Below are 25,659 nucleotides of genomic sequence, written 5' to 3' on the forward strand. Positions count from 1 at the left end.
GCATTCACCAGGGCGCGGGGCGCCGTTCGAAGATTGCCTTCAACTCGGCGGACCGCCCGGGGCTCCAGCCTTCGGGTTCCATCACCGCGGCCCAGGCGTCGATATAGTCGGGCGCGATATAGAAATGCCCGAAGCCCGGCACCTGCAACGAGATCACCATGTCGAGCGCGATCTGGAACATGGTGACGCCCGGGATCCACGGCAGCTGTTCCGAGACATCGAAGGCGCGCTGACCGCGCATCCAGTCCGGCCGGCGATAGCCGCTGTCGAAGGTGAAGACGACGATCGGGTCGCTGGCATAGTTCAGGAACACCAGCCGGATCGGCCCCCAGGCGCCAGTGACCAGCGGATCGAAGCCCTGCTGATTGGTGGCGCGGGCAAGCGACCCGTTGCCCCAGCGCGGACGCCAGGCCGGGCTGTCAGGCTGCCTGCCATCCCGCATCTGCGCCCACATCGGGCTGAGGAACGGCGAGCCGACCCAAAGCGCGCCATCGATGGGGTCTGCCAGCAGATCGAGCAGCGGCAGGGTCATTTCGGAATTGAAGGCGCCCTGGCTGAGGCCGTGGACATAGAGCTTCGGCCGGCTGTCCTTGGGCAGGGTCGTCCAGTAGTCGTAGATCACGTTGAACAGCGCGCGCGCCTGATCGATGCCATATTCGGGATGGACCAGCAGCGCGAGGAAGCTGGTGAGATAGGAATACTGCACCGTCACCGTCGCCACGTCGCCGCCCAGCAGAATGTCGAGCGCATCGTGCGAGCCCGCATCCATCCAGCCGGTGCCGGTGGGCACCATCACGACCAGGGCCGAACGGTCAAAGCCGCCGGTGCGGATCAGTTCCTTCAGCGCAAGTTCGGCGCGTTCCTCGGGTGTGTCGGCAGAGCGGCGGCCGACATAGACCCGGACCGGCTCCATCGCGCCCTCAGGATGGAATTCCTCGATCTCCGCAAGGGTCGGTGCAGCGCTGACAAAACGCCGGCCCCAGCGCCCCATCTCGTCCCACTTGACCAGCGACGCGGCGCTGCCGGTCTTCATCGGATCTGTGGGTTGCGGCGTCTCGGGTTCGATCAGCAGGTCTGCCGCCTCGAACGACGCATCGGCCCCCTCGAGGATCCGCTGCACCAGCACCCCGTCGACCAGCGTCCAGACCAGGAACACCGACAGCAGGAAGCCGAGGAACAGCCCGATCCGCTGCGGCATCACCCGCCCCAGCAGCCGGTCGAGCCGCCACATCAGAAAGCCCACGAGCCGGCCCAACAGCAGCAACACCAAAAAGACCGCGAAAGCCACGCCACCGATCACGTATGGCTGCGAGGTCTCGACAGCGTCGAGATGCATCACCGCACGGGTAACATTCTGCCAATCCGCAGCCTTCCAGAGAAAGGCCATCGAAATCAGCAGCGCCACGCCGACGGACACAAGTCGAAGCGAGCGGGAATGCCGCGCGTCAGGCATCGGCAGTTCGAGAAAACGCCAGAGCCACCAGACATAGGTGGCAACCCAATACCCGATCACGGCCACAGCCCCGCCAAGCGCGCCCTGGATCACCGGATCCCTCGGCAGCATCGACGGCGTCAGCGTCGCCCCGAAGCAGAGCGCGGCCACGATCACCGCCGGCGCCCGCAACCCCCACCCTGACTCCGGCCGCCCGATTCCGGAGAAAAGACCCTTCTCAACCATGCGTCACCCATGCATTGCCGACGCCGTCTGGTTAGCATGCGCCCCCGGCCCCCCCAAGAGGAATGACCCCGGTCTGACTTTCGGGACTTTGTGAAAGTTTTTTGTCGGAGACGGTCCTTTTCCCCTTGCGGCCATCCCGAACCAGCCCTAGTTAGACGGCTCTTGGCGCGGGGTGGAGCAGCCCGGTAGCTCGTCAGGCTCATAACCTGAAGGTCGTAGGTTCAAATCCTACCCCCGCAACCAAATTCTTTCGCGTTATCAAACGCTTGAACGCCGCCCGCACGGGCGGCGTTTGCGTTTCCACCACCCGTGGAAGCACTATGGAAGCAAGAAGGGCCGAAGTCCTTCATATCGCTTCGAAAATCCGTACACCCGCGCCTTCGCGAAGTCGCGCCCAACCCTCAGTACGGAAGAAGCATGGAACGACCAATGTGTCTATGCCGTGCTCTGAAGGGGCATCCATACGCGCACACCAAGGCGCTTTGCACGATGGCAGGACGGCAAGAGGCGCTTCCGGTCAAGAAATCGTTGCGAGGGCCCGCTACGCACGGCAGCATACCTCTCAACGGGGGTCATTTCTAAAGAACTTGCCCAATGTGAGATATTGACCATGGCAGCGCGTGACGTTTCCTTTGCAGGCTTCAATCTCCTGAACCTGCAGCTTCCCGGAAAGAAGGTCTACTCGGACTCGGACGGATGGGAGCAAGCGATTTATGATCGCAAGGTCACCTGGTCGGCGCAGATGCTGCGCCGGCTCGCAGCCGACTTCGTGGGTTTTCAAGAGCTCTGGGCCGCAGAAGCACTGGACCAGGTGATCGAGGGCGCGGGGCTCAAGAATACGCATACCGCGCTCGTGCCACCGGATCATGCCGGGAACGGCATCGTCTGCGCCGGTGCCGTAAGGTCTGACATGCTTGTTGCCGATCCTGAGTGGATCACCGATTTCCCGGCAGAGACGGTTCTCAGAAGCACCGGCGATGATCCGCAGCAGGAGACGATCGAAGTCAATCTGCGCAGCTTTTCACGCCCGGTACTACACGCGCAGGTCAGGCCGGACCCGCGGACCCCGGTCATCCATGTGTTTGTCTGCCACTTCAAGTCGCGGCGACCGGCCGAGGTTTGGCGGGAAAGGGATTGGTACAAGCGCGATGTTCATGGCCCCCACGTCACCGCACTTGGCTATGCGATCTCGACCGTGCGGCGCACGGCGGAAGCGGCAGCGCTTCGGGTTCTTATCACCCAGATTGCCAAAGGCACTCACGCTCCGGTGGTGGTCATCGGCGACATGAATGATGGCGACAATTCCAATACGCTCAATATTCTGACCGAGCAGCCGCAGTACTTGAGCCCGCTCTCGGAAGGGGGCGGCGACAATGCGCTGTACACGGCGCAGACCCTGCAGGAGTACCGCTCGACTCGCGACGTCTACTACACTCACATATTCAAGAAACAGCGGGAGTGCCTCGACCATATCCTGTTCAGTGAGCAGTTCTATGACAACTCGACCGATCGCCTTTGGGCGTTTGATGAGATGACTGTTGAGAACGACCACCTCAACTACGACGATCACAAGGTGAGCGGTACGGCCGACCACGGCGTAATCCGCGCTTCCTTCAAATGGAAGCCTGCGCCGCGCGCGCCGGGCTCCTGAGCAAGAGATGCGGGGGTTCATGTCCGGTTTCAGGTTCTTTGCTGGCGTTGGCGTCAGTATCGCCGCTTTCGCTGTGAACGCAGACGCGGTCAGCGCCCACACCGTCCTTGACCGTCTCATCGTCGCCGAGCAGCCGTGCAGCGGACTCAAGACCGACACGGTGTTCGGCACCGTCAGCATTGACCGTCTGAAGGAAGTCCGTGTTCCGGCTGCGGACATTTCGCTGCGCGATGACCTGCTGGCGATCTCAATGGATGGCAGCCTCGCATGCCAGACTTCGGGCCAGGCCTTGTTCCCGGGGGATGCGACGGCAAGCTTGACCGCCCGTCCCGAAATCGATCTGGCCTCCTGCGAAATCGGGGACGTCTCCATTGAGCTTGGCGAGTTTGGCGGCACATTCGCGCTTGCGATCCAGCAGTTCTCCGGCCAGATCGAGGCGGCTCTGACCGAGGAAGTGCGCAGCGGCCTTATCGATGCCTGTGAAGCGCTAAGCGTTGCTGCGGGAGTGGAGCCATGACCGGAGAGAGCCCATACGACAATATCTGGAGCTGGCTCGCCGCCGCGACAATCGGCCTCAGTGTCGCCACGTTCGTCTTTTTGCGGACGGGCGGTTATTCAGTCTTTCCTACGGATGATGCCCTCGTCCAGGACGACGCGATGGTTACAGTCGCATTCTGGGGCGCCCTCATTTGCTCGGCAGGTCTGCTCGGGCTCGGCATACTTGCACGGCGGTACGCGGGGTCTGAATACGCCCGGGCGGGTCTTAGCTGGCCCCGACTTGTCAAGGTGGAGACCGAGGCCCGTGATCCCTTCGTTGCGCGCATCGCGCTTTCTGTAACGCTCGTGCTACCGCTGGCCGCCACAGCTGCCAGCCTTTACGTCTACGTAACGAAAAGCCGCATCAGCCTTTGGGAAGCAACGACATCTCTCGCTCCCGGATTTTTCAGCAGCCGCACGGCGGCCCTTCGCTACGATTGCGAAAACAGTCCGTGTTTCAGATTTCATCCCAAGGACGGAGTAGCGCCGTTCGGGCAGGAATGGTTCTGGTTTAGCGATGCGTTGCTGCTGCTCCTGCTTTTGGGCTGTGTGGTGGTCTGGGGGCATTTCGTTGCGGGCTCGAGGCGGCAGACGCATGGTTCGGCTCCCTGAGGCCGTCCGGCTGCAGCGGGTGGCCGCGCCTCGGCTCCGCCTTCACAGGGTCCAGGTAAACTCTATCCCTATGCCACGCTTGTCGCTATGCGGAGCGGGGATGACACGTTATGGTGTCTCACAAGCACAATGAGTTTGTAGGCGACCCTGAGGCACTGAGGGTCAAATTGTTAGTTGTGGCGCATAGGGCGCGCAGTAGCTAGCTATTCGCCCGGCAGGGACTGACAATGGTGATCGGAGATAGCGACAAAGAATCGGAAAAACCCGACTCCCGTCTTGGTGAAGTCGATGAAACACAACCTTTAACCGAGGCGGGCGAGGTTTCTGTTTCCGATTCCACGGAGGCTCCATCAAAGGGTACTCCTGAGACCGACAAAGACAAACCTATGCCACCACTCAATCAGTTGCTCGGGCGGCTGAAGGACTACAAAGAGTTTGTCGCAATTTTGGTGTTTTTCCTTGGCGGCCTTCTCTGGGTTTATGGTGTTTTCGCGACGCAGAAACAGGTTGATCAGATCAAGTGCCTACTGAATACGAATATTAGCCTTATTCATAACCAAACCCAGTCCCGATTCCTTCTTCAAGAACTTACTTCCAAACAGCTTTCACTAGCTGAGGTGATAGAGCGCGGCAATGCAGGGACTCCGCATCGCGGGGATCGTCGACTCGCGTTGCAGCTCGAAACAGAGATCGATCTCCTGAAAGATAAAGTCAAAGATGCTGAAGATGCATCGGCGGAGTCCTTGGACCTTCTAAAAAAGAGTGCGTGTGATGATGCATAAAGCCACACCAGAGAGGTGGATTTTCGCGTACTTCACCTGCATTTTATTTGTGTTAACAAGCACTGCAATTGCGCAAGAGTACAATGTCGGAACCTTAAGAAATTGCGCCGTGATTCGCGATTGCACGTCAACCATAGATTGCAACCGACGCCCTCCAACTAGGGACTGCACCACAAAGCTGCTTTTCGGCATACGATACAATGATCCAGCATGCGAAGCAGCGCGCGCTGCGGAGAAGAGCTATTTCGAGTCGCAACGAGCGCAATGCGAAGCGAGCAAGGCCGCTGCTAGGCTTGATTGTGAGCGCCTAAAATCGCAGGAAAAACTGCAGTGCGAAGCGCAACGTGCGGTTGAGATTCGAGCTGGAGAGCAATTTCGCCGCCAGGTGCAGGACCTGCCTCTTGGAACTGCCATTCCGATCGAAGCTCCGAGCTTTCTCCAAGATGGTCAAGTTTTGCCGTCTGAGGAAGCAGCGGCCAAGCAGTGGCTTCAGCTAAGTGTAAGCACGTTGGACAATGTGCCAGAGGCCATGACCCTTTTCTTTGACAACATCGGGATCTTTGTAGTCGATGGTGTATTGTTGCGCGACGCCTCTGTTGGCCCTCCGACCGCACGCGAGTGGATTGGCGCAATGTTCTTATCCTCAGAGGCAGAGCGTCTTGGTGGGGACGCGTATTTTCAAGTGGCTGCTACGGCTGGCAGTAAGTTAGTAAATAGGGCTCTAGAAATAATTGACTCTACGTGCGAGAAAATTGACTGCTAATTTTGTTCTTGCATCCCAGCTACTGCGAATATTGAACATAAACCAGAATTGCGTTGTCCGTTGACTTAACGGAAGCCTTCCCCCGCTCTGCGATGCTTGGAATGTCGAATACAACCGGCTCGACCTCGAACTCGAACTTTCGCGTTTCTCCTGGGAACACGAAATTGCCGCTCATTTCAGGGATGGCACCAGATGCATCGACGAGCACCGTAGGGCCTCGCACAGCCCCTATTAAACCACCAAGCAAGGGGCAGGCCGCCTGCATGTTGTAGGATTTCAGAATTAGCTCAGTTGGAGAAGGACGCAGCCTTGCTCTCAGCTCTGAAGTTCGTACGTTAGCCGTGATCCAAAGACTTTCTTCTTTGAATACGTATTCCAATCTGCTCTTAACCTTTACGTTTTGGCGCGGCACAGTCACCGTTAGGTCCTTGTGCTCGGTCCAGTTGAAAGGACATGTCGCGTGCCCCGCGATGTCAAGAGACATCCATTCCACACCGACGCGTGCGTCTGCCTGTCCTTCGATGCCAAGAGTCATCGCGAGATTTGCGAGCGCAGGATCGAAGACGACCTTTGGCGCGCATATGCGCAACCGTCCTGTCGCCTGAGCAAAGCTGTCGACATTAGCAACGTTGCCGAGTCGTGAAAGCCGCTTCAGTCCTTCCTTATGCCCCTCACACAATGTCTTCTTACCTGTCTTCTCAGCTTCACAAGCGAGCCTTTCACCCGCCTTTTCCGCTTCACACTGTGCTTTTTCTTGCGACTTTAGGCGCTCACATTCAGCCTTTCGTCCAGATTTTCGCACCTCACAGGCGTCATGCGCTGCCTTCTTTTCAGCTTCGCAGGCCCCTTTAGCTGCTGTTTTTTCAGCTTCGCAGGCCGCCTTAGCTGCGGATTTATTCGCTTCGCAGTTACCTTTTGCGATGACTTTCTCTGCTTCACAAACCGGATCATTTCCACAGATACCAAGAACACACATCCTACAGTTTCGCGTTTGTCTGCAATCCGTCGTCTGACGACAATCCCGCGTCTGACGACAATCCCGCGTCTGACGACAATCCTCCGTTTGCTCGCAGCTCCTGTTGGGAGTGCAATCGCGTGTTGGTGTGCAAACTTTCGTAGGAGTGCAGTCAATCGTGTTTTCATCTGGTATTTCGATCGTCTCCGTAAATTTTTGCTTCGGAACACTCGCTTCGGCATCAAGGCATAGATTTGCCTGCTGGAAGGCGGAGTTAATCAGGTGTGAGATACTAAACTTCGAAAGCGCAGCCCAAGTTGCATCGGGACGCTCGCTCGTCGCCACCAATTCACCTAACCGACCATCGAATGCGGTAACGAATGTCGCGAAAGCCGGGGCCGGGTCAGGTGTCGGAAGATTCGATACTGACTCTCCAGTTGGAGCGAGATCGACAAGAACAGAGACATCTATAGAATCGATCTTAAAAGCTACGGCCTTCGCGAAAAACGGAGACGATACTGGCCGCCCCGTTAAAGACACATCAATCTTGGTGCCATCATCCAGGGTCGTGGAGTTGTCGATGGACGTCTCCAGCGACTCGACTGGAGAAGCGGGTACGGTGAGTTTTGCAAACTTGGCCCGGCTGAGTTCGCCGGAGATATTGTCGGCGAACTTGTTTATGATACCGGCAATGAAGTCCGCTGGTGTGGCGAGCTCTACGTCCTCGGCAACGGTCAGCTCTTCGATACGAACCTCTCGGAAGAGCGGAAGGGCCTGAAATTCAAGCGACAGGTCCGGCCCATCGCCTGCGGCGACGGCACTTGCTATTGAAGCGCCGATCTTGAGCACACCAACAAGTTTGGGCTTCAGGGAATCGAGGAGAGCTGCGCTATCGGCATCCATTTCGGGGAACATCGAAGATGTAAAAACGCCGTCGATGTGAATGTCGGCCAACAGGAGTTGGCTGTCCCCTTCGACTCTTACGTCCCTCACGTTCGCTTTTTTGAGAATATCCGTAGCCTCTATGGCCTTGCGAACGTCATCAAGCCTCAGGACAGCCGCCACATCCGGCGACTGCATGGCCTCCAGGGAGGCTGCGCTTGTCGCAATTGCTTTCTCTCGGTACTGCGCAGCGTCAACCGGAGGAAACTTTTCATCAACCAGCTCTTTTATGGTCTCTTCGAAACAACCGGAGAGACTGATCGTGCATATTAAGAGGAGAGCTAGTTTATGAAAAAGCTTGTGCATCAAATCTCTCCTCAATCAAATGACTAGCAGTCGATAACCCGATCGCAGAGTTCGATGCTGTAGGCTACGGATGCATTGTCGCTCACGGCGACGGCAGTCTCCCGCTGAAAATGACCAGCGCGAAGTTCTCCATAAATCAAGGGGAGATTGATCTTTACTTCGACCTGATCGCAGACGTCCCAAGTGTCAGAATTGATGCCCATTCTGATCCACCAGAGCTTGATGCAATCTTCGCCGGGGCCGCCATCAATCTTTACAAAGATCGTCGCGTTGACGTTCCAGCCGTCCCAGACAGTGATGTTTTGTCCCGGTTGCGCGATCTTGATCTGAGGCTCGGCGGCTGAAACCGCCCGCGAAAAGAAGGTTGCGACTGACAGTGCGCAGACGAACAAAGTAAGAGTTCTAAGAACGATGACCAAATGCAAGCCCGCTCCTCCGGCCCACAAATCCCTGTGTTGAAGGCTAGCACGGGCCTGGTCGATCGCAAAGCGGTACGCCCCCGAGGCACTGAGGCGCCTGGATCGGTGGCAGCTCAAACCGATCTCCGCTGGAAGCTGTCTTCGCCGATGTTTCGACCGTTGAAGCCCTACGCAAACTAGCGTATCAACGGAAAAATCCGCGAACAAGCGGATTGACAGGGAGAGCAAGCGATGAACCGGCCATGTCCGCCGACGGTGTGACCTTCGGCCAGGCGATTTCGAGGGCCCGCAAGGCACTCGGTCTCAGCCAGAAGGAGCTCGCAGCGCGCGTGATGAAGGAAGAGGGCGGCGGGTCGATATCCCCGCAGTACCTCAACGACATCGAGCACGATCGACGCAGCCCCAGCTCGGGGCACCTGATCCGTCAGTTCTCCGGCATCCTGAACATCCCGGAGGACTACCTATACGCACTCGCAGGCCGGCTACCGGATGATCTGCGGCCGGATGCGTCCACTCCGGACAAGGTCGTCGAGGCCTTCGCCAACTTCAGGAAGACGTTGAAGGAGTAAGGAGGTTGGCATGGTGAAGATGATCAGTGACAACACGGGCCGCTTTGCCGAGCGACCCTTCTACGAGGCGCGGGATCTCGACAATGAATGCGAGCGACTGATCCGGGACCCTCTGCTGAAGCGCCGCGGGACGGTCGACTACCCCGTGGCGACCGATGACCTGACCGTGCTGATCGAGATGCACGATGCGGACCTCGACCCTTATGCCGACTTGTCCGCGTATGGCGCCGATGTCGAAGGGGTGACCGAGTTCTTCCCCGACCGCGGACCGCAGGTCTCCATCTCGGAACGCATCGCGGCCGACGAACGGCGCGAGAATCGCTTCCGCACCACGCTCACGCATGAGTCGGGCATGTGAAGTTTCACGGGCCCCTCTGGGCGCAGAAGTTCGCCAACGGCGACCTGCTCGAGCGCGGCGTGAATGCGAACAAGGCGATCTCGAAGCGCGACAACATCCTGGACGCCCCGCAGTCCGACAGGATGGAATGGCAGGCTGGCTATATCAGCGGCGCGCTGCTGATGCCGGCCACGCCGGTCCGTCGCCTCGTTTCCGACTACTGTGGCCCGCGCGAGCTGCATGGCGATGTCCACGTTTCGACGGAGCATGCCGCGCGGCTGATCGAGATGGTTATGGAGCGGTTCGCGGTTTCCGAAGAGGCCGCCCGCATCAGGTTGCTGAAGCTGAACCTGATCACTTCGGCACACGGACAGGCCTCGCTCTTCGGTCGCTGATCGCGAATCCGCGGAAGTGCGTATTTTTTCGATTGATTCCCTTCCGGCGCGATATACGCTAATTAGCAGATCAGCCGATACATGGAATCGCCAGAAAGGAGATCACGGTGACTGCACTGTCCGCCTTCCTTCGCAAGACGCCCGGCGAGGCGCTGCGCGAATACTTCGACCGGCCGGAGATCGGCCTGCCCACCGAGTTCGACTGGCCAGCATCAGACGCCGATCTTTCCAAGCCGCTTCTCGGCGCCATCGAGAAGATGTCCCGCGTCCAGCGCGACCGGATCTCGAACGACGCCGAGCGCGTCCATGCCCTGTCCGACGAGCCGGGGCAGGCCGCAATCTACAGCGTGGCCGAGGATCCCGCGCTCCTCGACGACCTTGCGAACCCGCACGCGCGGTCGCTCTGGATGTTCCTGAACGCGCAGGACCGCTTTCGTCATGCCGAGGAAGTCCGGTTCACGGAGGACCGCCGGCGCGGTCGGATGTGGGCCGGCTACATGACCGACGCCGGTTGCGTCGTGCAGCGCGACGCGTCAGCCTGCCACGCCTTCGTCTCCGCGATCAAGGAGTTCTCGGGCGCCGCCCATGCTCATGTCGACATCTTCGACCGGGTGCGGACGACCCATGAGGGCGACGAATGCGACCTCGTTCAGGTGACGATCTACCGCGAGGGGCGGCCCGACGACCTGCTGCGCTTCGACGACAAGGGGTCTCTCGTCCGGCAGGCCTATCGTCCCGTGTTCGAGGCCGCGGTGACCTACGAACCCGCAACCGGCGGCATCGAAGTGATCGCCAACGACAAGGCGACGCGGGGCGAGATCGTGAGGGCCACCGTCACGCACCTCCTCGGCATCGAGTTCAAGGAGAACCGCCTGCCGCTGCGGTGCTATGACCTGTCCGTGCTGCTGGCACCCTACGATTTCCCGGTCGATCCGGAGGACGGGATCGAGGGCGTCGAGGTGCGCGAGCTGCGGCTCATGCCGATCGACGACAGCGATTTTAGGGTGACGCTGGAGAAGCCCGCGCGCGCCGACGAGACGATCTGGACGAAGGCGGAAGAGAGGTTCGGGGATCGCACGCCCCTGAGCGAAGGGTTTGTGGTCACACGGGCCAAGATCGCCGTGAAGCTCGCCCGCCGCCCGGGAGGGGACAGGCGGCGTACGCTCGCCCTGACGATCACCTGGCCTCATGGCTGCGATCTGAAGGACCGCACCGCGACCGAGCAGATGATCGGCGAGAAGTACCTGCGGCGCTGGGGGATCCTGGTCGATGACCTGCAGCTCTTCGAGGATTGATCTCGCCGCCCGCCGGCTGCTCTCGTCCATCGCCGGGACCCGCGACGCGCGGGTTTCGGCCATGGCGCTGGCGCACATGCGCGGCGCCGGAAAGACGCTGATGGACGCCGGACTGATCGTGCAGCGCGGCAGCGCCATGGCCGTCGTTGCCGAGGACGACTTGGACGACACCCCGACTTCCGTCATCGCCCACCCGATCACTGGCCATAATGGTCATCTCGGCAACGCAGTCTGGCACGACGAACGGGCGAGCGCCAGCCGCCAGGTCTATGCGCTGGACATGCTGGCGGCAGCTCGGCGGGTGGTCGCCCGGCTCGATTGCTCACTCGGCAAGGACCCGGTGCCGTATCTCGATGGCGCGGTGCTGGATTTCGGGACGGCGCGGCTGCCGAAGCGAAGGGCGCGTGTCGGGATCTGGGTCGCTCGCGGTCTGACGACACCGGCTGTGTTCGAGGAGTTCTGCCAGCTCGTTGCGCGCCGCCCAGCCGACGGGCTTCGTGTGGTACTCTTTCTCGACCCTCCGGATCGGCATCGCTTCCGCTTCATCCGGGGCCATGAGTTCGTCGCGTTGGCAGACGTGGTCGATCATGAAGATGGTCTTGCAGTCGCCCCGGAGGTCTTGACCGCCCGCCTGCTGAAGGGCCCGTCGCACAAAGAACCCGTCTGGGTCTCCGGCGACGGCGGCGTGCTGATTGTGCATGGCAAGTGGCACGAGTTCGCTGGCGGCAAGCAGAAGATCGCCGTCGCCATGCTCGCCGAGGCCTGGCTGGACGGGGATCCGGTGCTGCCCGTCGCGCGCATCCTCGAGTAGGCCGAGTGCGGCCCCTCCGTGAGGCGGTTGAAGAATCTCTTCGACGGGCACCCTACGTGGCAGGAGGTCATCCGGGAGAGCGGCTCCAGCGCCTGGCTCGAGGTGTGACGCCACCAAAATCACGACGATCAGGCCGTCCTTCGGGGCGGCCTTTTTCGTTTTCGGGGGCCCCGTTCTGCATACCTCCCGTCTCCCCTCCATCCGCCCTCCCGCTGCCCTCCTCGGCGCTCCCCCATCGTCCTTCGCAGGCATTCGGCTAGTCGCGAAGGAGACGACGATGTCAGTCACGCATCTCAACCAAGTCGAGCTGGCAGCTCGATGGAAGATCAGCCCGCGCACGCTGGAGCGCTGGCGTTGGACCGGTGAGGGCCCCGCCTTCATCAAGATCGGCGGCCGGGTCGTTTACCGGCTCGAGGATGTCGAGGCCCACGAGGCCAACCGGCACTGTTCGAGCACGGCCGAAAAGCCTGCCGTGAAGCTGGCGTGAGGGGGTAGTCATGACGATCCCTAACCGCATCCCCCTCGACGATCTGCCCTCCATGTCGATCGACGAGATCATTGCCCTTTCTGGTGAGCAACTGGCGCTCGCAGAAGACGAAGCCTGTGAGCAGCTGCGCGCCGCCAAGAATCTTTACGACTGGATCGTCGGGGCCATCGCGCTGAAGTACGGCGACGACGCGCAGGAGGCTCGCCGCGCGGAGAGCAAGGACACCGGCACGGTCAGGCTGCAGGACGGCCCGGTCACGGTGGTCGCCGAGCTCCCCAAGCGCGTCGATTGGGATCAGGCGATGCTCGCCGGTCTGGTCGAGCGGATCCGGGCCGATGGCGCCGACCCCGCCGAGTACGCCGACATCGCGTTCAGCGTGCCCGAACGCAAGTACACCGCCTGGCCCACGGACATCCGCCAAGAGTTCGAGCCCGCGCGCACGGTCCGCACCGGCAAGCCCAAGCTCCGGCTGCTGCTCGGCGAGGAGGCGCGCTGATGGCCATTTCGCTCGCCTCCCTGCGCACCACCACGTCGCTCCGACCGCCGCGCATCCTCATGCACGGGGTTGCCGGGATCGGCAAATCGACCTTCGCGGCCGGCGCCGATGCGCCCGTCTTCATCATGACCGAGGATGGGCTCGGAAAGCTGCAGGTGCCACACTTCCCGCTGGCGACCAGCTACGCCGATGTGGCGGAGGCCCTCGACGCGCTGCTGAACGAGGCGCACGACTATCGTACGGTCGTGGTCGACAGCGTCGACTGGCTGGAGCCGCTGATCTGGGCCGAGGCCTGCCGGCGCAACGGCTGGCAGTCGATCGAAAGCCCCGGCTTCGGCAAGGGCTACGCCGAGGCGCTGAACATCTGGCGCGAATACATCGACAAGCTGAACGGGCTCCGCGACCGGAAGGGCATGGCGGTCATCCAGATCGCCCACACCGACATCAAGCGCTTCGACAGCCCCGAGCACGAACCCTACGACCGGTACGTGATCAAGCTGCAGGCGCGCGCCTCCGCGCTGCTGCAGGAGCACTCGGACGTGGTGCTCTTCGCCAATTACCGGATCTCGGTCAGCAAGTCCGACGTGGGCTTCAACAAGAAGGTGACCCGGGCGCTCGGGTCCGGTGCGCGCGTCATGCACACCGAGGAGCGCCCCGCCTTCCTCGCCAAGAACCGCTACGGCCTGCCGGAAACCCTCCCGCTCGAGTGGTCGGAGTTCCTGGCCGCCATGCCCCAATCCGCCTGATTACGACTGAAAGGACAGAACGATGGCACGTTTCGACACCGCCTTTGATGCCGCCGGCATCGAGCCAACCACCGCCTACGAAATCCTGCCCGCGGGCAAGTACCGCGCCCAGATCGTCGAGAGCGAGATGCGCGTCACCAAGAACGGGATGGGGAAGTATCTCTGGCTGATGCTCGACATCCTCGAGGGGCCGCAGCAGGGCCGCAAGGTCTTCGACCAGCTGAACCTGGTGAACGCCAACCCGACCACGGTCGAGATCGCGCAGCGCACGCTGTCGGCGATCTGCCACGCCACGGGCAAGCTGCAGGTGAACGACAGCGAGGAGCTGCACCTGATCCCGATGACGATCCAGGTGGGGGTGAAGCCCCCGAAGGACGGCTACGGCGAGCGCAACACGATCCGCTACCTGGTGCCGGAGGCCCCGGCGCAGGCGACCCCGCCCAAGCCCGCCGCGACGCAGCCGGCCAGCGCGCCCGTCCAGTCGGCGCCCGCCCGCCCGGCCACCGCGCCCTGGAACCGCAAGAGCTGACGCCCTCGGCCGCCGCGGGCTGAGACTCGCGGCGGTCCGGAGATCGCCAGACCCGAGAGACTGACCATGACCAACAACCCCGACGCGGCCTGCGCGGCCGCGAACGCCCCCGGCCTGCCTGACGACACCCGGCGCCTGATCGAGATCGAGGACGCCATCGCGAAGATCCGCACGCAGATCGCGACCGCGGATCTGACACGGCAGCGGACGGCCAAGCCGATCGACCCCGACTGGTTTCACCGCGCGCGCACGGCGCTGCGCCACCTCAACCGCGAGCGCGCCGAGATCGTCGCCCGTCAGGGCGGCCGCCGCCGGCGCGAGCGCCTGAAGGACATGATCATCGCCGTCCTGCGCGAACGCCATGACAGCGCCGCTTGGACGGCCGTGCTGGCGGAGGCGCGGGCACGGCTCGAGCGGGAGGAGGCGTGCTGATGGCCGAGCTTCCCGAACCCCCGACGCCGACCCTCTCCGCGATCTACGCCTCCTACGAGGCCCGGCAGGGCGACGGCTTCCGCGACCACCTCGGTGCCTCGCTGATCGGCAAGTCCTGCGCCCGCGCGCTCTGGTACGACTTCCGCTGGGCAACGCCCGCGCGGCACACGGGCCGCATCCTGCGCCTGTTTGAGACCGGCCAGCTGGAAGAGGCCCGGCTCGTCCGCGATCTGCGCGCCACCGGCGCGACGGTGCTGGAGGTCGATCCCGAGACCGGGCGGCAGTTCCGCGTCGAGGCCCATGGCGGGCACTTCGGCGGCTCGCTCGACGCCGTCGCCCTCGGGCTCCTGGAGGCGCCGAAGACCTGGCACGTCGTCGAGTTCAAGACGCATTCCGCGAAGAGCTTTGCCGAGCTGATCGCCAAGGGCGTCGCGCTCGCCAAGCCCCAGCACGCCGCGCAGATGCAGGTGTACATGCACCTGACCGGCATCACGCGGGCGCTCTACGTTGCGGTCTGCAAGGACACCGACGCGCTGCACATCGAGCGCGTCCCGGCCGGCCCCGAGACGGGCGAGCGCCTGCTGGAAAAGGCGCGGCGGATCATCTTCGCCCAGCATCCGCCCGAGCGGATCAGCGCGGATCCCGCCTGGTTCGAGTGCCGGTTCTGCGACCACCACGGGCTCTGCCACGGTGGGGACGCTGCGGCTGTCACCTGCCGGTCCTGCCTGCATTCGACGCCCATCGAAGGCGGCTGGCACTGCGCGCGCCACGACCGGCTGCTCGACCCTTCCGACCAGCGCCGCGCCTGCGCCCGGCACCTGTTCATCCCCGATCTAGTCCCCGGCGAGGTGAGCGACGCAGGCGAGGACTTCGTCTCCTACCGCATGCGCGACGGTTCGGCCTGGACCAACGACGCCCGCGAAGAGGAGGCCGCCGCATGCTGACCCTGCGCCCCTACCAGCAGGCTGCGATCGCCTCGATCTACGGCTATTTCGAGAAGGAGAGCGGCAACCCGCTCGTCGTGATCCCCACGGCCGGCGGCAAGAGCCTCGTCATGGCCGCCTTCATCGACGGCGTGCTCAAGGCCTGGCCCGACCAGCGCGTGCTCGTCGTAACCCATGTCCGCGAGCTGATCGCGCAGAACCATGCCGAGATGCTGGGGCTCTGGCCCGAGGCGCCGGCGGGCATCTACTCGGCCGGTCTCGGCCGCCGCGATGCGCGGGCCCGGATCCTCTTCGCCGGCATCCAGTCGATCCACGACAAGGCGACGCGCATCGGCCATGCCGATCTGGTGCTGATCGACGAGGCCCATCTGATCCCCGGGCGGTCGAACACCATGTATCGCCGCTTCCTCAATGACCTGCAGGCGATCAACCCGGCGCTGAAGGTGATCGGGCTGACGGCGACGCCCTTCCGGCTCGACAGCGGCATGCTGCACGAGGGCGAGAATGCGCTCTTCACCGACATCGCCTACGAGGTGTCCGTCCGCGACCTGATCGATCAGGGCTATCTCGCCCCGCTCATCTCGAAGCAGACGCAGACCCGGCTCGACGTGACGGGCGTGGGATCGCGCGGCGGCGAGTTCATCGCGCGCGACCTAGAGGACGCGGTCGACCAGGACGCCATCACGCGCGCGGCCGTAGCCGAAGTGATCGTCCATGGCGAGACGCGCCGGTCTTGGCTCGCCTTCTGTTCCGGCGTGCGCCACGCCACCCATGTCGCCGAGGAGTTCCGCCGCCGCGGGGTGAGCTGCGCCACCATCTTCGGCAAGACGCCGAAGGACGAGCGCGACGCGATCATCTCTTCGTTCAAGCGCGGCGAGATTAGGGCGCTTGCCTCGATGGGCGTGCTGACGACGGGCTTCAACGCGCCGTCAGTGGATCTGATCGCCATGCTGCGGCCCACCAAGTCGGCAGGGCTCTATGTCCAGATGGCCGGACGGGGCACGCGGCTCGCCGCGGGCAAGGAGAACTGCCTCGTTCTCGATTTCGCGGGCAATGTCCGCCGGCATGGCCCCATCGATCTCGTGCGGCCGAAACGGCCGGGCGGTCCGGGGGACGGGCCGCCGCCCACCAAGATCTGCCCGAAATGCGGGACCATCGTGGCCATCGCCGCGCTCGAATGCCCCGACTGCGGTTTCGAGTTCCCCGGCCGCGAGCTGAAGCTCGAGCCGACCGCCTCGACGCTGGATGTGCTGTCCACCGGCAAGCCGCAATGGGTCGGCGTCTCCGACGTCACCTACAGCCGCCACGAGAAGCGCGGCGGGCGGGTCTCGCTGAAGGTCACCTATCGCTGCGGTCTCGCCTTCCACACGGAATGGGTCTGCATCGAGCACGAAGGCTATCCGCGCCGGAAGGCCGCGAGCTGGTGGCGCGAGCGGGCGCCCGAGCTGGACGTTCCCAAGTCCGTCGATGAGGCGCTCATCCTGGCGGACCGGCTGCGCCGCCCCACCGAGATCGCCGTTCGCCCCGCGGGCCGCTTCACCGAAATCACCGCCTACAGGTTCGCCCCATGCCTCACAGCCGTGCCAGGCTCTGCGCCGTCTGCCATCGAGAACCCCGCGGCTGGGGCTGGTTCGACGCGCGCTTCCGCGTCTCCGACCCGCGGCGCGACACGAGCCGCAGAGACCTCTGCAGCCGGGTTTGCCAGGACATCTGCCACCGGAGGTCGGGCATGATCGATCCGACCCCCAATGAGACGGCGGCCATGGTCGAGGGCGGAAAGGCCGGCGGCGCCTATCTCGACAGCCTCGGCCGGACCGATCTCGCCCAACTCAGCGAGGAGGAGTGGGACACCTTCGTCGAGGTGATCGTCACCGGCTACTGCGACCACCTGCGCGACCTGGCGGCGAAGGACCGTGCACGGCTCGACGGCATGATCCCGGAGGTGCCCTTCTGATGGCGGACACCTCGTGGATGGCGCGCGTCGGCGCGCGTCTCGTGACCAACGGCTACGCGATCCTGCCGATCGCGCCCGGCACCAAGAAGCCCGGCCAGTTCGCCCGCGCGGCCTGGCACGACTACGCCCAGTGGAACCGGCATGCGAGCCGCGCCACTACTGAGCTCGAGGTCGCGACCTGGTCCAGCTGGCCGGACTGCGGGGTCGGGATCGTCGGCGGCGCGGTCGCCGCGCTCGACATCGACATCGCCGAGGACGGCGAGCTGGCGCTGCGCATCGAGCGGCTCGCCCGCGAACAGCTGGGCGATACGCCGGCGCTCAGGATCGGAAAGCCGCCGAAGCGGCTGATGGTCTATCGCACGCAAGAGCCCTTCGCCGGGATCCGGCGCGCGCCCCTGGAAATGCTCTGCCTCGGACAGCAGTTCGTGGCCTACGCCGAGCATCCCGACACCGGCCGCCCCTATGCCTGGCCCGACGAGGGGCTCGCGGATCTCGACATCGAGAGCCTGCCCGAAATCGACGCGGAAAAGGCGGCGGCGTTCCTCGACGAGGCGCTGGCGCTGATCCCGCCCGAGCTGCGCCCGAAGAGCCTCGGTGCGAAGGGGGGGAATGGAGCGGGACACCCCTGCCTGCCGGCCCATGCGCAAGCTGGCACATTGGCCGCGATCCGGAGCGCGCTCGCTTGGCTGCCGAACGCCGAGCTCGACAACGACAGCTGGATGCGCATCGGCATGGCGCTGAAGGGCGCGTTGGGCGAGGAGGGCGCGACGCTCTTCGCCGACTGGTCGGCGCAGGCGGCCAAGAACGACCCGGCCGCGACGGCGAAGGCATGGACGAGCTTCAAGCCCGCGCGGATCGGCGCCGGCACGATCTATCACCTCGCCATGGAGAAGGGCTGGCGTCCCGATCCCGACCTGCTGCTCGACGGCAGTCAGAAGGCTTGTGCCGCCGACGAGCATCCCGCGGCGGGCCTCCTCGCGCGGCTCGCCCAGCCCGAAGCCCCGATGCCGATCCTCGCGCCTGCGCCATCGTTCACGCTGACGATCCCGGGCGGGCTCGTGGGCGATCTCGCGCGCTACATGATCGACACGGCGCGCAGACCGCAGCCGCTTCTCGCGGTGGGCGCCAGCCTCTGCGCCCTCGGCGCGCTGATGGGGCGGCGCTACCGTACGACGACCGACCTGCGCACGAACCTCTACATCGTCGGCATCGCGGACAGCGGATCGGGCAAGAACCACGCCCGAGAGGTCGTCAACGAGCTGTTCTTCGCGGCGGGGCTGGCGCATCACCTCGGCGGCAACAAGATCGCCTCCGGCGCGGGGCTCCTGACCGCGCTCCACCGTCAACCCGCGATCCTGTTCCAGATCGACGAGTTCGGGATGTTTCTCTCGGCGGCGGCCGACCGCAAGCGCAGCCCGCGCCACATCACCGAGATCCTCGACAACATGACCGAGCTCTACACCGCCGCCTGCGGGGTCTTCCTCGGCGCGGAATACGCCAACCGGGACGGCTCGAACGAGCGGCGCGACATCGTCCAGCCCTGCCTTTGCGTTTACGGCACGACGACGCCGCTGCATTTCTGGGGGCGCTGCAGGGCGCCAACGTGGTCGACGGCTCGCTCGCCCGGTTCATCATCCTGCCGAGCGAGGAGGACTATCCGGACGAGAACCGCCGTGCCGGGCTGCGCACGTCGCCGCGACCGCTGATCGAAGGGCTGCAGCGCCTTGCCGAGGGCGGCGGGGCGCGCGGCAACCTCGCCGGCAAGACCTCCGGGCCCGAGACCGCCGTCGATCCAATGACCGTGCCGATGGACGACGACGCGCAGGCGCGCTTCGACGCCCTCGGCGACGAGATCACCGCCGAGCTCAGGGCCGCGGCCGGCACGTTCCACACGCCGATCCTCGCCCGGATCGCGGAGAACACGGCCAAGGTCGCGCTCGTCTTGGCCGTGGGGCGCGATGCGGTCCATCCCGTCATCCGGGTCGAGGATGCCCTCTGGGCCATCGATTTCGTGCGCCATTTCGCCCGGCGCATCATCGACGCCGTCGAGCGCCACGTCGCCGACACCGAGACCGAGGCGCATCTGAAACGCGTGCGCGAGATCATCCGCAAGGCGGGGACGGCCGGCGTCACCAAGTCCGAGCTGACCCGCGCCTCGCAATGGCTCCGCGCGCGCGACCGCGACGACATCCTGCTCACGCTGGTCGAGAGCGGCGACATCGCCACGGTCGAGCAGGAGACCGGGGGGCGGAAGGCCATGCGCTTCCGGGCGATGCGGTGAGGGCCGGGACGATGCTTCCTTCAAAGGCCCCAATCCTTCATTTGAAGGAAGTTCCCGCCCAAGCCTCCGTCCGGCAACGGAAATCCGGCGCGCGGGGCTTCTTTCAATATTCCACACAGAGACCCTCGCGCGCGTGGGTGGGGATGCGTCTCGAAACGCCCGGCACCATTGCATTCCCAGAGACCCTCGCGCGCGTGGGTGGGGATGGAAGCCAGACACATACCCCATGAAGAAACTGAAATATTGAAAGAAGAGATTTATCCTCATTTTCCCAATGGCTTGCGTCCAAACTTCCTTCAAGCGGACGGCGTGAAGCCATTGAAGGAAGCGCCGGGCGCTCCCGGCAACGACAACGTGACCGTGACCAGACCTCGTGATCCCGGTCCGGGCGCGCGTACTGCCCTCACCAGGCAGCCGTGCCGCCCCGGCCTCTCATTCGAAGAGGAGGTCGTCATGGACCGCTCCCCACACATCGCCCCGGCGCCTCTCACGGCTGCCGGCAATCTCGACCGCTGCATTCTCGCGCTGGATCTCGGCATCAGCACCGGCTGGGCGTTGCGCTCGGCCGAAGGGCTGATCACCAGCGGGACCGCGAGCTTCAGGCCTGGCCGCTATGACGGTGGCGGCATGCGCTACCTGCGCTTCACCAACTGGCTGACCGAGATCGATCGGCTCTCCGGACCCGTGGCGGCGATCAGGTTCGAGGAGGTGCGCCGCCATGCCGGAACCGATGCGGCCCATGTCTATGGCGGGCTGATGGCCACGCTGACGGCATGGGCGGAACTGCGGGGCGTGCCCTATGCCGGCGTTCCTGTCGGCACGATCAAGCGCCACGTCACGGGCAAGGGCAACGCGCCGAAGGAGGCGATGATCGCAGCCGCGCGGGCCCGGGGCTTCAGCCCCGCCGACGACAATGAGGCCGACGCCATCGCGCTCCTGCTCTGGGCGATCGAGACGAACGGGGGTGTCGCATGAGGTGGCACCCCAAGGGCTACGGCGGCCATCGTCGGGATCCGTACCAAGTGAAACGCGAGGGCTGGCGCGAGCAGGGTCTGCTCGAGGTCTCGCTTGAGGACGGGCGTCTGACTTGGCCGGAACGCGAACTCGTTCGCCGGCTCGGCGAAAAGCTCTACGGGCCGCGCCCCTCCGACGAGGGAGGGCGCCATGGATAAGTGGACCCCGTCCCTCGTCGAAGCCCGTCTCGCCGAGGCGGCCTTCGTGCTCAAGCGCCTGCCCGAGCCGAGACGGCAGGGCTACTTCAGCACTTGGCCAGAGATCGTTCACTCCTTCGCCGACAAGGTGGGCCAGGAGCCGAAGCCCATGCGCGTGCTGCCCTCGCCGCAGACGATCAGCCGGATGGAGGAGACGCTGACCTGGACCGCCTGCCTCGACCCCGTCGACGGCAAGATCGTCTGGATGCGCGCCCACGGCGAGCGCTGGAAGACCATCTTCTGGACGGTCGGTCTGCAACGCTCGGCCGCCCATCAGCACTGGCTCTACGGGCTCTGCGTCATCTCGCTTAAGCTCAACCGGCGTCGATTCAATCGCAACCTGTCGAAGCGGCGCGTGATCGAACTGGCCGGTGGCGCGTAGCTCTGCGCGCCACAGGGGAAGGTGTGCGGCGGACAGTTTTCGACGGGACAGAAAACCGGTTCAGGGGCTAGGTTCGGAATAAGCTCGGGAGAGGCCCGCGGCGCGGTCCCGAGCGAAACCATCCTTTCGTTGGCAGGTTCGTTGGAAAAGGAAAGGCGCTGATCCTTTCCTTGCGGGCCGCTGTCCGCCGCTTGCAAGCCCCTCGGCCGAGTTCGCGGTTCCTTCTGCGCGACATTCGTATGCTGGCGGGCGAAGCGCGGGACATCGCCAGCGACAGGGCCGGATTTTTGGGAAGCCACCGGGAAGCCGGACCCACGCACGCCTCGCGCAAACCCCAATGAACGCTGGCCTTCCGACCGGACACCGCTGGTAGCCGCTGGACCCCGTGTGGAGTCCGGCCCGGCATCCGGAGTCCGGAAGTCACCGGCATCCACCCGACCGAGGAACCTTGCCCAACATGACGCTGAGCTTCGCCCCGGACGCGATCGAGACCTGGCCGCTTGCGCGCCTGCAGCCCTACGCGAAGAACGCGAAGGCGCACGGGCCGGACCAGGTTGCGAAGATCGCCGCCAGCATGGCCGAGTTCGGCTGGACCGTGCCCTGCCTCGTCGCCGAGGACGGTGAGCTGATCGCAGGCCACGGGCGCGTGCTGGCCGCCACGCAGCTCGGGCTGACCGAGGCGCCGGTGATCGTGCTCGGGCATCTGACCGAGGCGCAGCGGCGCGCTTACCGCATCGCGGACAACAAGCTGACCGAACTTGGCAGCTGGGACGAGGCGCTGCTGTCGGCGGAACTGAACGACCTGCTGGCCGAGGATTTCGACCTGTCGCTGGTCGGTTTCTCCGACGGCGAGTTGGACAAGCTGCTGGCCTACGTCGCGGAAGACGACGGTGAAGAAGGTGGCGCCGGGGGCTCCGTGCGGCCGGTGACCATCCCCGAGCCACCGCGCAATCCAGCATCACTAACCGGGGATCTGTGGATACTTGGCGACCACCGGCTGCTCTGCGGTGACAGCACCAGCGCGGCCGACGTGCGCCGCCTGATGAACGGCGAGCGGGCGATCCTGTTCGCGACCGATCCGCCCTATCTGGTGGACTACGACGGCTCGAACCATCCGACCCGCAACAAGGATTGGTCCGCGTCCTGCGGCACGACCTGGGACGACAGTTCGCAGGGCGCGGAGCTCTACGACGGCTTCATCGCCGCCGCCGTCGCCGAGGCGATCGCCGAGGACGCCGCCTGGTACTGCTGGCACGCCTCGCGCCGCCAGGCGATGCTCGAGGCCTGCTGGGAAAAGGCCGGGGCCTTCGTCCACCAGCAGATCATCTGGGTGAAGGACCGCGGAGTTCTGACCCGGTCTCATTACCTCTGGAAGCACGAGCCCTGTTTCATGGGCTGGCGCCGCCCGAACCGCCCGCCGAAGGTGGCGGAGCAGACGCTGCCCTCGACTTGGGAAATGCCGTCCTTCGCCAAGGACGAGCGCCCCGACCATCCGACGCCGAAACCGCTCGACGCGTTCGGCATCCCGATGCGCCAGCATGTGGCGCGGGGTGGGCTCTGCTACGAGCCGTTCTCGGGCTCCGGTTCGCAAATCATGGCGGGCGAGGCCAATGGCCGGCGCGTCTTCGCGATGGAGATCAGCCCCGCCTATGTCGATGTCGCCGTGGAACGCTGGCAGGCGGAAACGGGGCGAGAGGCAATCCTCGATGGCGACGGCCGGACCTTCGCCAAGTTGAAGGCCAAGCGGCTTGGGGAGACCGAGCATCAGCTATAACGCGGGTTAGCCAAATCGCGGCGTCAGCAGTCCGATGCTTCGGTTTGCAATCTATACTGTTGCAGCCCGTTGGCTTCTGAAAGGCCCCGGTATTCAAAAACGATGCGAGCCCCTCTATTCACGAAATCTCTGAATAAGGGATCAGAACACACATTGCCACTGACAATTGGACCCATAATGAGATCGAATACTGAGCCGTTCATTGCGGCTGAATTCCCTGTCAGCATGTATTCTAGGGTTAGCTCCCGTCCGCTTGACTTCGCCCCTGTAAGCATCGTTTCGGCGTCAACCAACTGAGGCACGTTAGCTTCAAGAAGAGCGGCTTGTATTCGTACGGCGCGTTCAATCGGCATGTCTCTGACGTTAACCACCGCGTCGCGGTTCATTCCATCCAGCACAACTTTGAAGAAGCTGGTCAAGAAGAGGACAGCGACGCCACAAGCAGAAAATGCGACAATGCGGCCAAGTAGCGCCATTTCCGATCTTGCTTCAATACGTCCCTTTTCGATGGGGCGCTTGAAAATCAAGATCAGAGAAATTATGGGAATTGCAGCCATGAAGGCGTTTCCAGAACATCCGTATGCGTCCATTGAACGACGACGGGAGAAATGAGCCAAAATCGCCATCAATACAGCAGTTAGCGCAAGCCAAGTTCCGGCCGCAAAGTCCACGTCATTTTCCGCCATCGAGAGAAATGCAGAGGGTAGAACAAATTGTGCTGCTGCAACCGCGAGATAGGCTATGCCAAAACTGAATCGCCCGAGGGGGCTCACCTCCCGCGACGATGCAGACAGAACAAGCAGGGCCAAGAAAAAGAGCCCGGCGACTATCAAGTATCTAGTTAGGAAGTTGTTTGTTCCAATGATAACGAATTCTGCCATACTCGATCCTCAACAGGCGCATGTAGCATCATCTTTCGGTCCGCGCTCAGGAGCCGTTCTCATTCGCTACTCGCGAAATCGGCACGGAGCAAGCGATGTTGACCACACTTGCCCCGGTTCAGCCGCAGCATTCGATCGAGAGCGTTAAGCCAAGAACCCAAGGTATGAAACAAGGTAGAATCATGTCGTTGGGGGAAGCCGCGGCGAATGTCGTCGTCGGCTACGTTCTGGCCACCGCCACGCAGATCGTCGTCTTCCCGTGGTTCGGGATCGAGACGGGCCTCGCGGAGCATCTGACCATCGGCCTCGCCTTCGTCGGCGTCTCGCTGGCGCGCGGCTACCTGCTGCGCCGGCTGTTCGAGACGATCCGGATGCGGAGCATGGAGTGAAGAACCGCCGCCCCGTGCGGAACGGCGGCCATCGACTTGTCGGGGTCCGGTGCGTCAGGCGGCAGGGAGTTTGTACACGCGCGCCCGGTTCTCGACCTTCTCCGAGGTCACTTCGAGCCCGAGCTTCTTCTTCAGCGCCCCGGCCATCGCGCCGCGCACGGCGTGCGACTGCCAGCCCGTCGCGGCCATGATCTCCTCGATGGTCGCGCCGTCCGGAGCGTGCGGCATGGCGATCAGCGTGGCCTGCTTGGTGCCCTCGCGCGGCGTGCGCGTCTTGGGCGCGGACTCGGTCTCGGTGGGAGTGTCCGGCGCGGGCTCCTCGCTCGGCGCGTCCGTCGCGCCCGTTGGCGCGGGGTTCGCGTCTTCGGGCTCGATCCCGATGGCGGCAAGGCCGGCGTCGGTGGCGATCAGTGTGACGCCGTGGCCGTCGCCGGTCTCGCGCCAGACGGGCTCGCCCTTGCACATGTCCGCGTCGACCTCCTGCAGGAAGCCCTTGGCGATCATCGCGTCGACCACCTTGGCGGCAGCCCCGCCGCGCAGGCTTTCGGGTAGCGGCAGGGCGATGCGGTCCTTCGCGCTGTGCGGCGGCGCTGAGGATGATGGCTTGGGTATCGGAAAGCTTGGTCATGGGGTCGTCTCCGTTTTCGGGCCCGCGTCATGCGGCGCCTTCTACGACCCCGAGCCGCGCAGGGCGCGCGGCGGGAGTTCCGGCAGTGCCGGAGATCAGCGAGCGTGCTCGCCCTCGCCGAAGGCGCTGTCGGTGATGCGCTTCAGGAGGCTGGCGTAGTGTTCGAGTGTGCCGACCATGGCCCAGCCCACCTCGTCGGGGTGGCAGTTGAAATGGTCGTCGCTGAGCGTCTGCAGGCGGGCGAGCATCTCGTCGATCTCGGCCTTCTTGCCGATGAAGGCGGCGAGCGCGGCTTCCTTGTTCCGGCGCGCCTTCTCGGCGCGGACTTCGTGGCGCGGGGTGGTGATCGGGTTCAGGCGGGTGGTCATCGTGGTGGCTCCTTGGGTCGAGTTGCATTGCTTCGTTGGAGTGACGTTCGCTCCGGTGGCGACGCTTATCAACTCGATAAGCACATGATCTTGAATGATAATCGG

Annotated in this window: 30 protein-coding genes, 1 tRNA gene and 1 pseudogene; 26 read left to right on the forward strand and 6 right to left on the reverse strand. The window is 63.7% G+C overall.

The window, feature by feature from the left end; translation table 11 throughout:
• Positions 1 to 4: 4 nt before the first annotated feature.
• The gene (locus DQG17_RS18545) at positions 5 to 1,603 is read right to left on the reverse strand and encodes an alpha/beta-hydrolase family protein (RefSeq protein ID WP_232829500.1); all 1,599 of its coding nucleotides are present in this window, start codon (positions 1,601 to 1,603) and stop codon (positions 5 to 7) included.
• A gap of 241 nt (positions 1,604 to 1,844) precedes the next feature.
• Here DQG17_RS18545 and DQG17_RS18550 point away from each other — a divergent pair.
• The 6 genes from DQG17_RS18550 to DQG17_RS21775 all read left to right on the forward strand — a co-directional run bounded on the left by DQG17_RS18550 (position 1,845) and on the right by DQG17_RS21775 (position 6,023).
• A tRNA-Met gene (locus tag DQG17_RS18550) sits at positions 1,845 to 1,921 on the forward strand.
• 367 nt (positions 1,922 to 2,288) lie between these two features.
• Complete coding sequence (locus tag DQG17_RS18555; RefSeq protein ID WP_116134364.1) at positions 2,289 to 3,329, forward strand: endonuclease/exonuclease/phosphatase family protein; 1,041 nt, start codon at positions 2,289 to 2,291, stop codon at positions 3,327 to 3,329.
• Positions 3,330 to 3,348: 19 nt separating this feature from the next.
• The gene (locus DQG17_RS18560; protein ID WP_157973674.1) at positions 3,349 to 3,846 is read left to right on the forward strand and encodes a hypothetical protein; all 498 of its coding nucleotides are present in this window, start codon (positions 3,349 to 3,351) and stop codon (positions 3,844 to 3,846) included.
• Positions 3,843 to 4,478 carry a hypothetical protein gene (locus DQG17_RS18565; protein WP_116134366.1) on the forward strand — a complete coding sequence of 212 codons (636 nt, stop codon included), beginning with the start codon at positions 3,843 to 3,845 and terminating at the stop codon, positions 4,476 to 4,478. The genes DQG17_RS18560 and DQG17_RS18565 overlap by 4 nt, the downstream gene beginning before the upstream one ends.
• A gap of 227 nt (positions 4,479 to 4,705) precedes the next feature.
• Positions 4,706 to 5,260, forward strand: coding sequence for a hypothetical protein (locus tag DQG17_RS18570; protein ID WP_157973675.1), 555 nt, complete (start codon positions 4,706 to 4,708; stop codon positions 5,258 to 5,260).
• The gene (locus DQG17_RS21775) at positions 5,250 to 6,023 is read left to right on the forward strand and encodes a hypothetical protein (protein WP_157973676.1); all 774 of its coding nucleotides are present in this window, start codon (positions 5,250 to 5,252) and stop codon (positions 6,021 to 6,023) included. Before DQG17_RS18570 ends, DQG17_RS21775 begins: the two co-directional genes overlap by 11 nt.
• 19 nt (positions 6,024 to 6,042) lie before the next feature.
• Here the strand turns inward: DQG17_RS21775 and DQG17_RS21780 are convergent, their stop codons facing one another.
• The gene (locus DQG17_RS21780; protein ID WP_157973677.1) at positions 6,043 to 8,226 is read right to left on the reverse strand and encodes a hypothetical protein; all 2,184 of its coding nucleotides are present in this window, start codon (positions 8,224 to 8,226) and stop codon (positions 6,043 to 6,045) included.
• Positions 8,227 to 8,249: 23 nt separating this feature from the next.
• Entirely contained in the window at positions 8,250 to 8,651 is a 402-nt protein-coding gene (locus DQG17_RS18575) for a hypothetical protein (RefSeq protein ID WP_157973678.1), read from the reverse strand.
• 236 nt (positions 8,652 to 8,887) lie between these two features.
• Here DQG17_RS18575 and DQG17_RS18580 point away from each other — a divergent pair, with 236 nt between their 5' ends.
• The 19 genes from DQG17_RS18580 to DQG17_RS18665 all read left to right on the forward strand — a co-directional run bounded on the left by DQG17_RS18580 (position 8,888) and on the right by DQG17_RS18665 (position 23,288).
• Positions 8,888 to 9,214: a helix-turn-helix domain-containing protein gene (locus tag DQG17_RS18580; protein WP_116134369.1), complete on the forward strand. Its 327-nt coding sequence runs from the start codon at positions 8,888 to 8,890 to the stop codon at positions 9,212 to 9,214.
• Positions 9,215 to 9,224: 10 nt separating this feature from the next.
• Positions 9,225 to 9,572 (forward strand): hypothetical protein, encoded by a 348-nt coding sequence (locus tag DQG17_RS22030; RefSeq protein ID WP_232829501.1) that lies wholly within the window; start codon positions 9,225 to 9,227, stop codon positions 9,570 to 9,572.
• Entirely contained in the window at positions 9,569 to 9,946 is a 378-nt protein-coding gene (locus tag DQG17_RS22035; protein ID WP_232829502.1) for an ImmA/IrrE family metallo-endopeptidase, read from the forward strand. Before DQG17_RS22030 ends, DQG17_RS22035 begins: the two co-directional genes overlap by 4 nt.
• Before the next feature lie 107 nt (positions 9,947 to 10,053).
• Positions 10,054 to 11,241, forward strand: a complete 1,188-nt coding sequence (locus DQG17_RS18590) for a hypothetical protein (RefSeq protein WP_116134370.1) — start codon at positions 10,054 to 10,056, stop codon at positions 11,239 to 11,241.
• The gene (locus DQG17_RS18595; protein ID WP_116134371.1) at positions 11,216 to 12,052 is read left to right on the forward strand and encodes a hypothetical protein; all 837 of its coding nucleotides are present in this window, start codon (positions 11,216 to 11,218) and stop codon (positions 12,050 to 12,052) included. The genes DQG17_RS18590 and DQG17_RS18595 overlap by 26 nt, the downstream gene beginning before the upstream one ends.
• Before the next feature lie 277 nt (positions 12,053 to 12,329).
• Positions 12,330 to 12,539, forward strand: a complete 210-nt coding sequence (locus DQG17_RS18600; protein ID WP_116134372.1) for an AlpA family transcriptional regulator — start codon at positions 12,330 to 12,332, stop codon at positions 12,537 to 12,539.
• Between the two features lie 10 nt (positions 12,540 to 12,549).
• Positions 12,550 to 13,035, forward strand: coding sequence for a hypothetical protein (locus tag DQG17_RS18605; RefSeq protein ID WP_116134373.1), 486 nt, complete (start codon positions 12,550 to 12,552; stop codon positions 13,033 to 13,035).
• Positions 13,035 to 13,781, forward strand: a complete 747-nt coding sequence (locus DQG17_RS18610) for an ATP-binding protein (RefSeq protein ID WP_116134374.1) — start codon at positions 13,035 to 13,037, stop codon at positions 13,779 to 13,781. The genes DQG17_RS18605 and DQG17_RS18610 overlap by 1 nt, the downstream gene beginning before the upstream one ends.
• A gap of 22 nt (positions 13,782 to 13,803) precedes the next feature.
• The gene (locus DQG17_RS18615) at positions 13,804 to 14,310 is read left to right on the forward strand and encodes a DUF669 domain-containing protein (RefSeq protein ID WP_116134375.1); all 507 of its coding nucleotides are present in this window, start codon (positions 13,804 to 13,806) and stop codon (positions 14,308 to 14,310) included.
• 66 nt (positions 14,311 to 14,376) lie between these two features.
• Entirely contained in the window at positions 14,377 to 14,742 is a 366-nt protein-coding gene (locus DQG17_RS18620; protein WP_116134376.1) for a hypothetical protein, read from the forward strand.
• The gene (locus tag DQG17_RS18625; protein WP_116134377.1) at positions 14,742 to 15,686 is read left to right on the forward strand and encodes a PD-(D/E)XK nuclease family protein; all 945 of its coding nucleotides are present in this window, start codon (positions 14,742 to 14,744) and stop codon (positions 15,684 to 15,686) included. Before DQG17_RS18620 ends, DQG17_RS18625 begins: the two co-directional genes overlap by 1 nt.
• On the forward strand, positions 15,680 to 17,419 hold the full coding sequence (locus tag DQG17_RS18630; protein WP_116134378.1) for a DEAD/DEAH box helicase: 1,740 nt from the start codon (positions 15,680 to 15,682) through the stop codon (positions 17,417 to 17,419). Before DQG17_RS18625 ends, DQG17_RS18630 begins: the two co-directional genes overlap by 7 nt.
• On the forward strand, positions 17,416 to 17,640 hold the full coding sequence (locus DQG17_RS18635; protein WP_028030858.1) for a DUF6511 domain-containing protein: 225 nt from the start codon (positions 17,416 to 17,418) through the stop codon (positions 17,638 to 17,640). Before DQG17_RS18630 ends, DQG17_RS18635 begins: the two co-directional genes overlap by 4 nt.
• Positions 17,640 to 19,346, forward strand: coding sequence for a PriCT-2 domain-containing protein (locus DQG17_RS18640; RefSeq protein WP_116134379.1), 1,707 nt, complete (start codon positions 17,640 to 17,642; stop codon positions 19,344 to 19,346). Before DQG17_RS18635 ends, DQG17_RS18640 begins: the two co-directional genes overlap by 1 nt.
• Positions 19,244 to 19,921, forward strand: a complete 678-nt coding sequence (locus DQG17_RS18645; protein ID WP_116134380.1) for a DUF3987 domain-containing protein — start codon at positions 19,244 to 19,246, stop codon at positions 19,919 to 19,921. Before DQG17_RS18640 ends, DQG17_RS18645 begins: the two co-directional genes overlap by 103 nt.
• Positions 19,922 to 20,374: 453 nt before the next feature.
• Positions 20,375 to 20,896, forward strand: coding sequence for a crossover junction endodeoxyribonuclease RuvC (locus DQG17_RS18650; protein ID WP_116134381.1), 522 nt, complete (start codon positions 20,375 to 20,377; stop codon positions 20,894 to 20,896).
• On the forward strand, positions 20,893 to 21,093 hold the full coding sequence (locus tag DQG17_RS18655) for a hypothetical protein (RefSeq protein WP_116134382.1): 201 nt from the start codon (positions 20,893 to 20,895) through the stop codon (positions 21,091 to 21,093). The genes DQG17_RS18650 and DQG17_RS18655 overlap by 4 nt, the downstream gene beginning before the upstream one ends.
• A complete protein-coding gene (locus DQG17_RS18660) occupies positions 21,086 to 21,514 on the forward strand; it encodes a DUF6362 family protein (protein WP_116134383.1) in 429 nt (142 codons plus the stop codon). The genes DQG17_RS18655 and DQG17_RS18660 overlap by 8 nt, the downstream gene beginning before the upstream one ends.
• Positions 21,515 to 21,971: 457 nt before the next feature.
• A complete protein-coding gene (locus DQG17_RS18665; RefSeq protein ID WP_116134384.1) occupies positions 21,972 to 23,288 on the forward strand; it encodes a site-specific DNA-methyltransferase in 1,317 nt (438 codons plus the stop codon).
• A 23-nt stretch (positions 23,289 to 23,311) separates the two neighbouring features.
• On the opposite strand, the gene DQG17_RS18670 is transcribed toward DQG17_RS18665, so the two are convergent.
• Positions 23,312 to 24,169 (reverse strand): hypothetical protein, encoded by an 858-nt coding sequence (locus DQG17_RS18670; protein ID WP_116134385.1) that lies wholly within the window; start codon positions 24,167 to 24,169, stop codon positions 23,312 to 23,314.
• 164 nt (positions 24,170 to 24,333) lie between these two features.
• Here DQG17_RS18670 and DQG17_RS18675 point away from each other — a divergent pair, with 164 nt between their 5' ends.
• Positions 24,334 to 24,558 (forward strand): hypothetical protein, encoded by a 225-nt coding sequence (locus DQG17_RS18675; protein WP_116134417.1) that lies wholly within the window; start codon positions 24,334 to 24,336, stop codon positions 24,556 to 24,558.
• Positions 24,559 to 24,612: 54 nt separating this feature from the next.
• Here the strand turns inward: DQG17_RS18675 and DQG17_RS18680 are convergent.
• Both DQG17_RS18680 and DQG17_RS18685 read right to left on the reverse strand, forming a co-directional pair.
• Positions 24,613 to 25,186: pseudogene (locus tag DQG17_RS18680) on the reverse strand (DUF3489 domain-containing protein).
• A 95-nt stretch (positions 25,187 to 25,281) separates the two neighbouring features.
• Entirely contained in the window at positions 25,282 to 25,554 is a 273-nt protein-coding gene (locus tag DQG17_RS18685; RefSeq protein ID WP_116134386.1) for a hypothetical protein, read from the reverse strand.
• Positions 25,555 to 25,659 lie beyond the last annotated feature (105 nt).

The organism is Tropicimonas sp. IMCC34043, assembly GCF_003390845.1.
Classification (GTDB): Bacteria; Pseudomonadota; Alphaproteobacteria; order Rhodobacterales; family Rhodobacteraceae; genus Tropicimonas.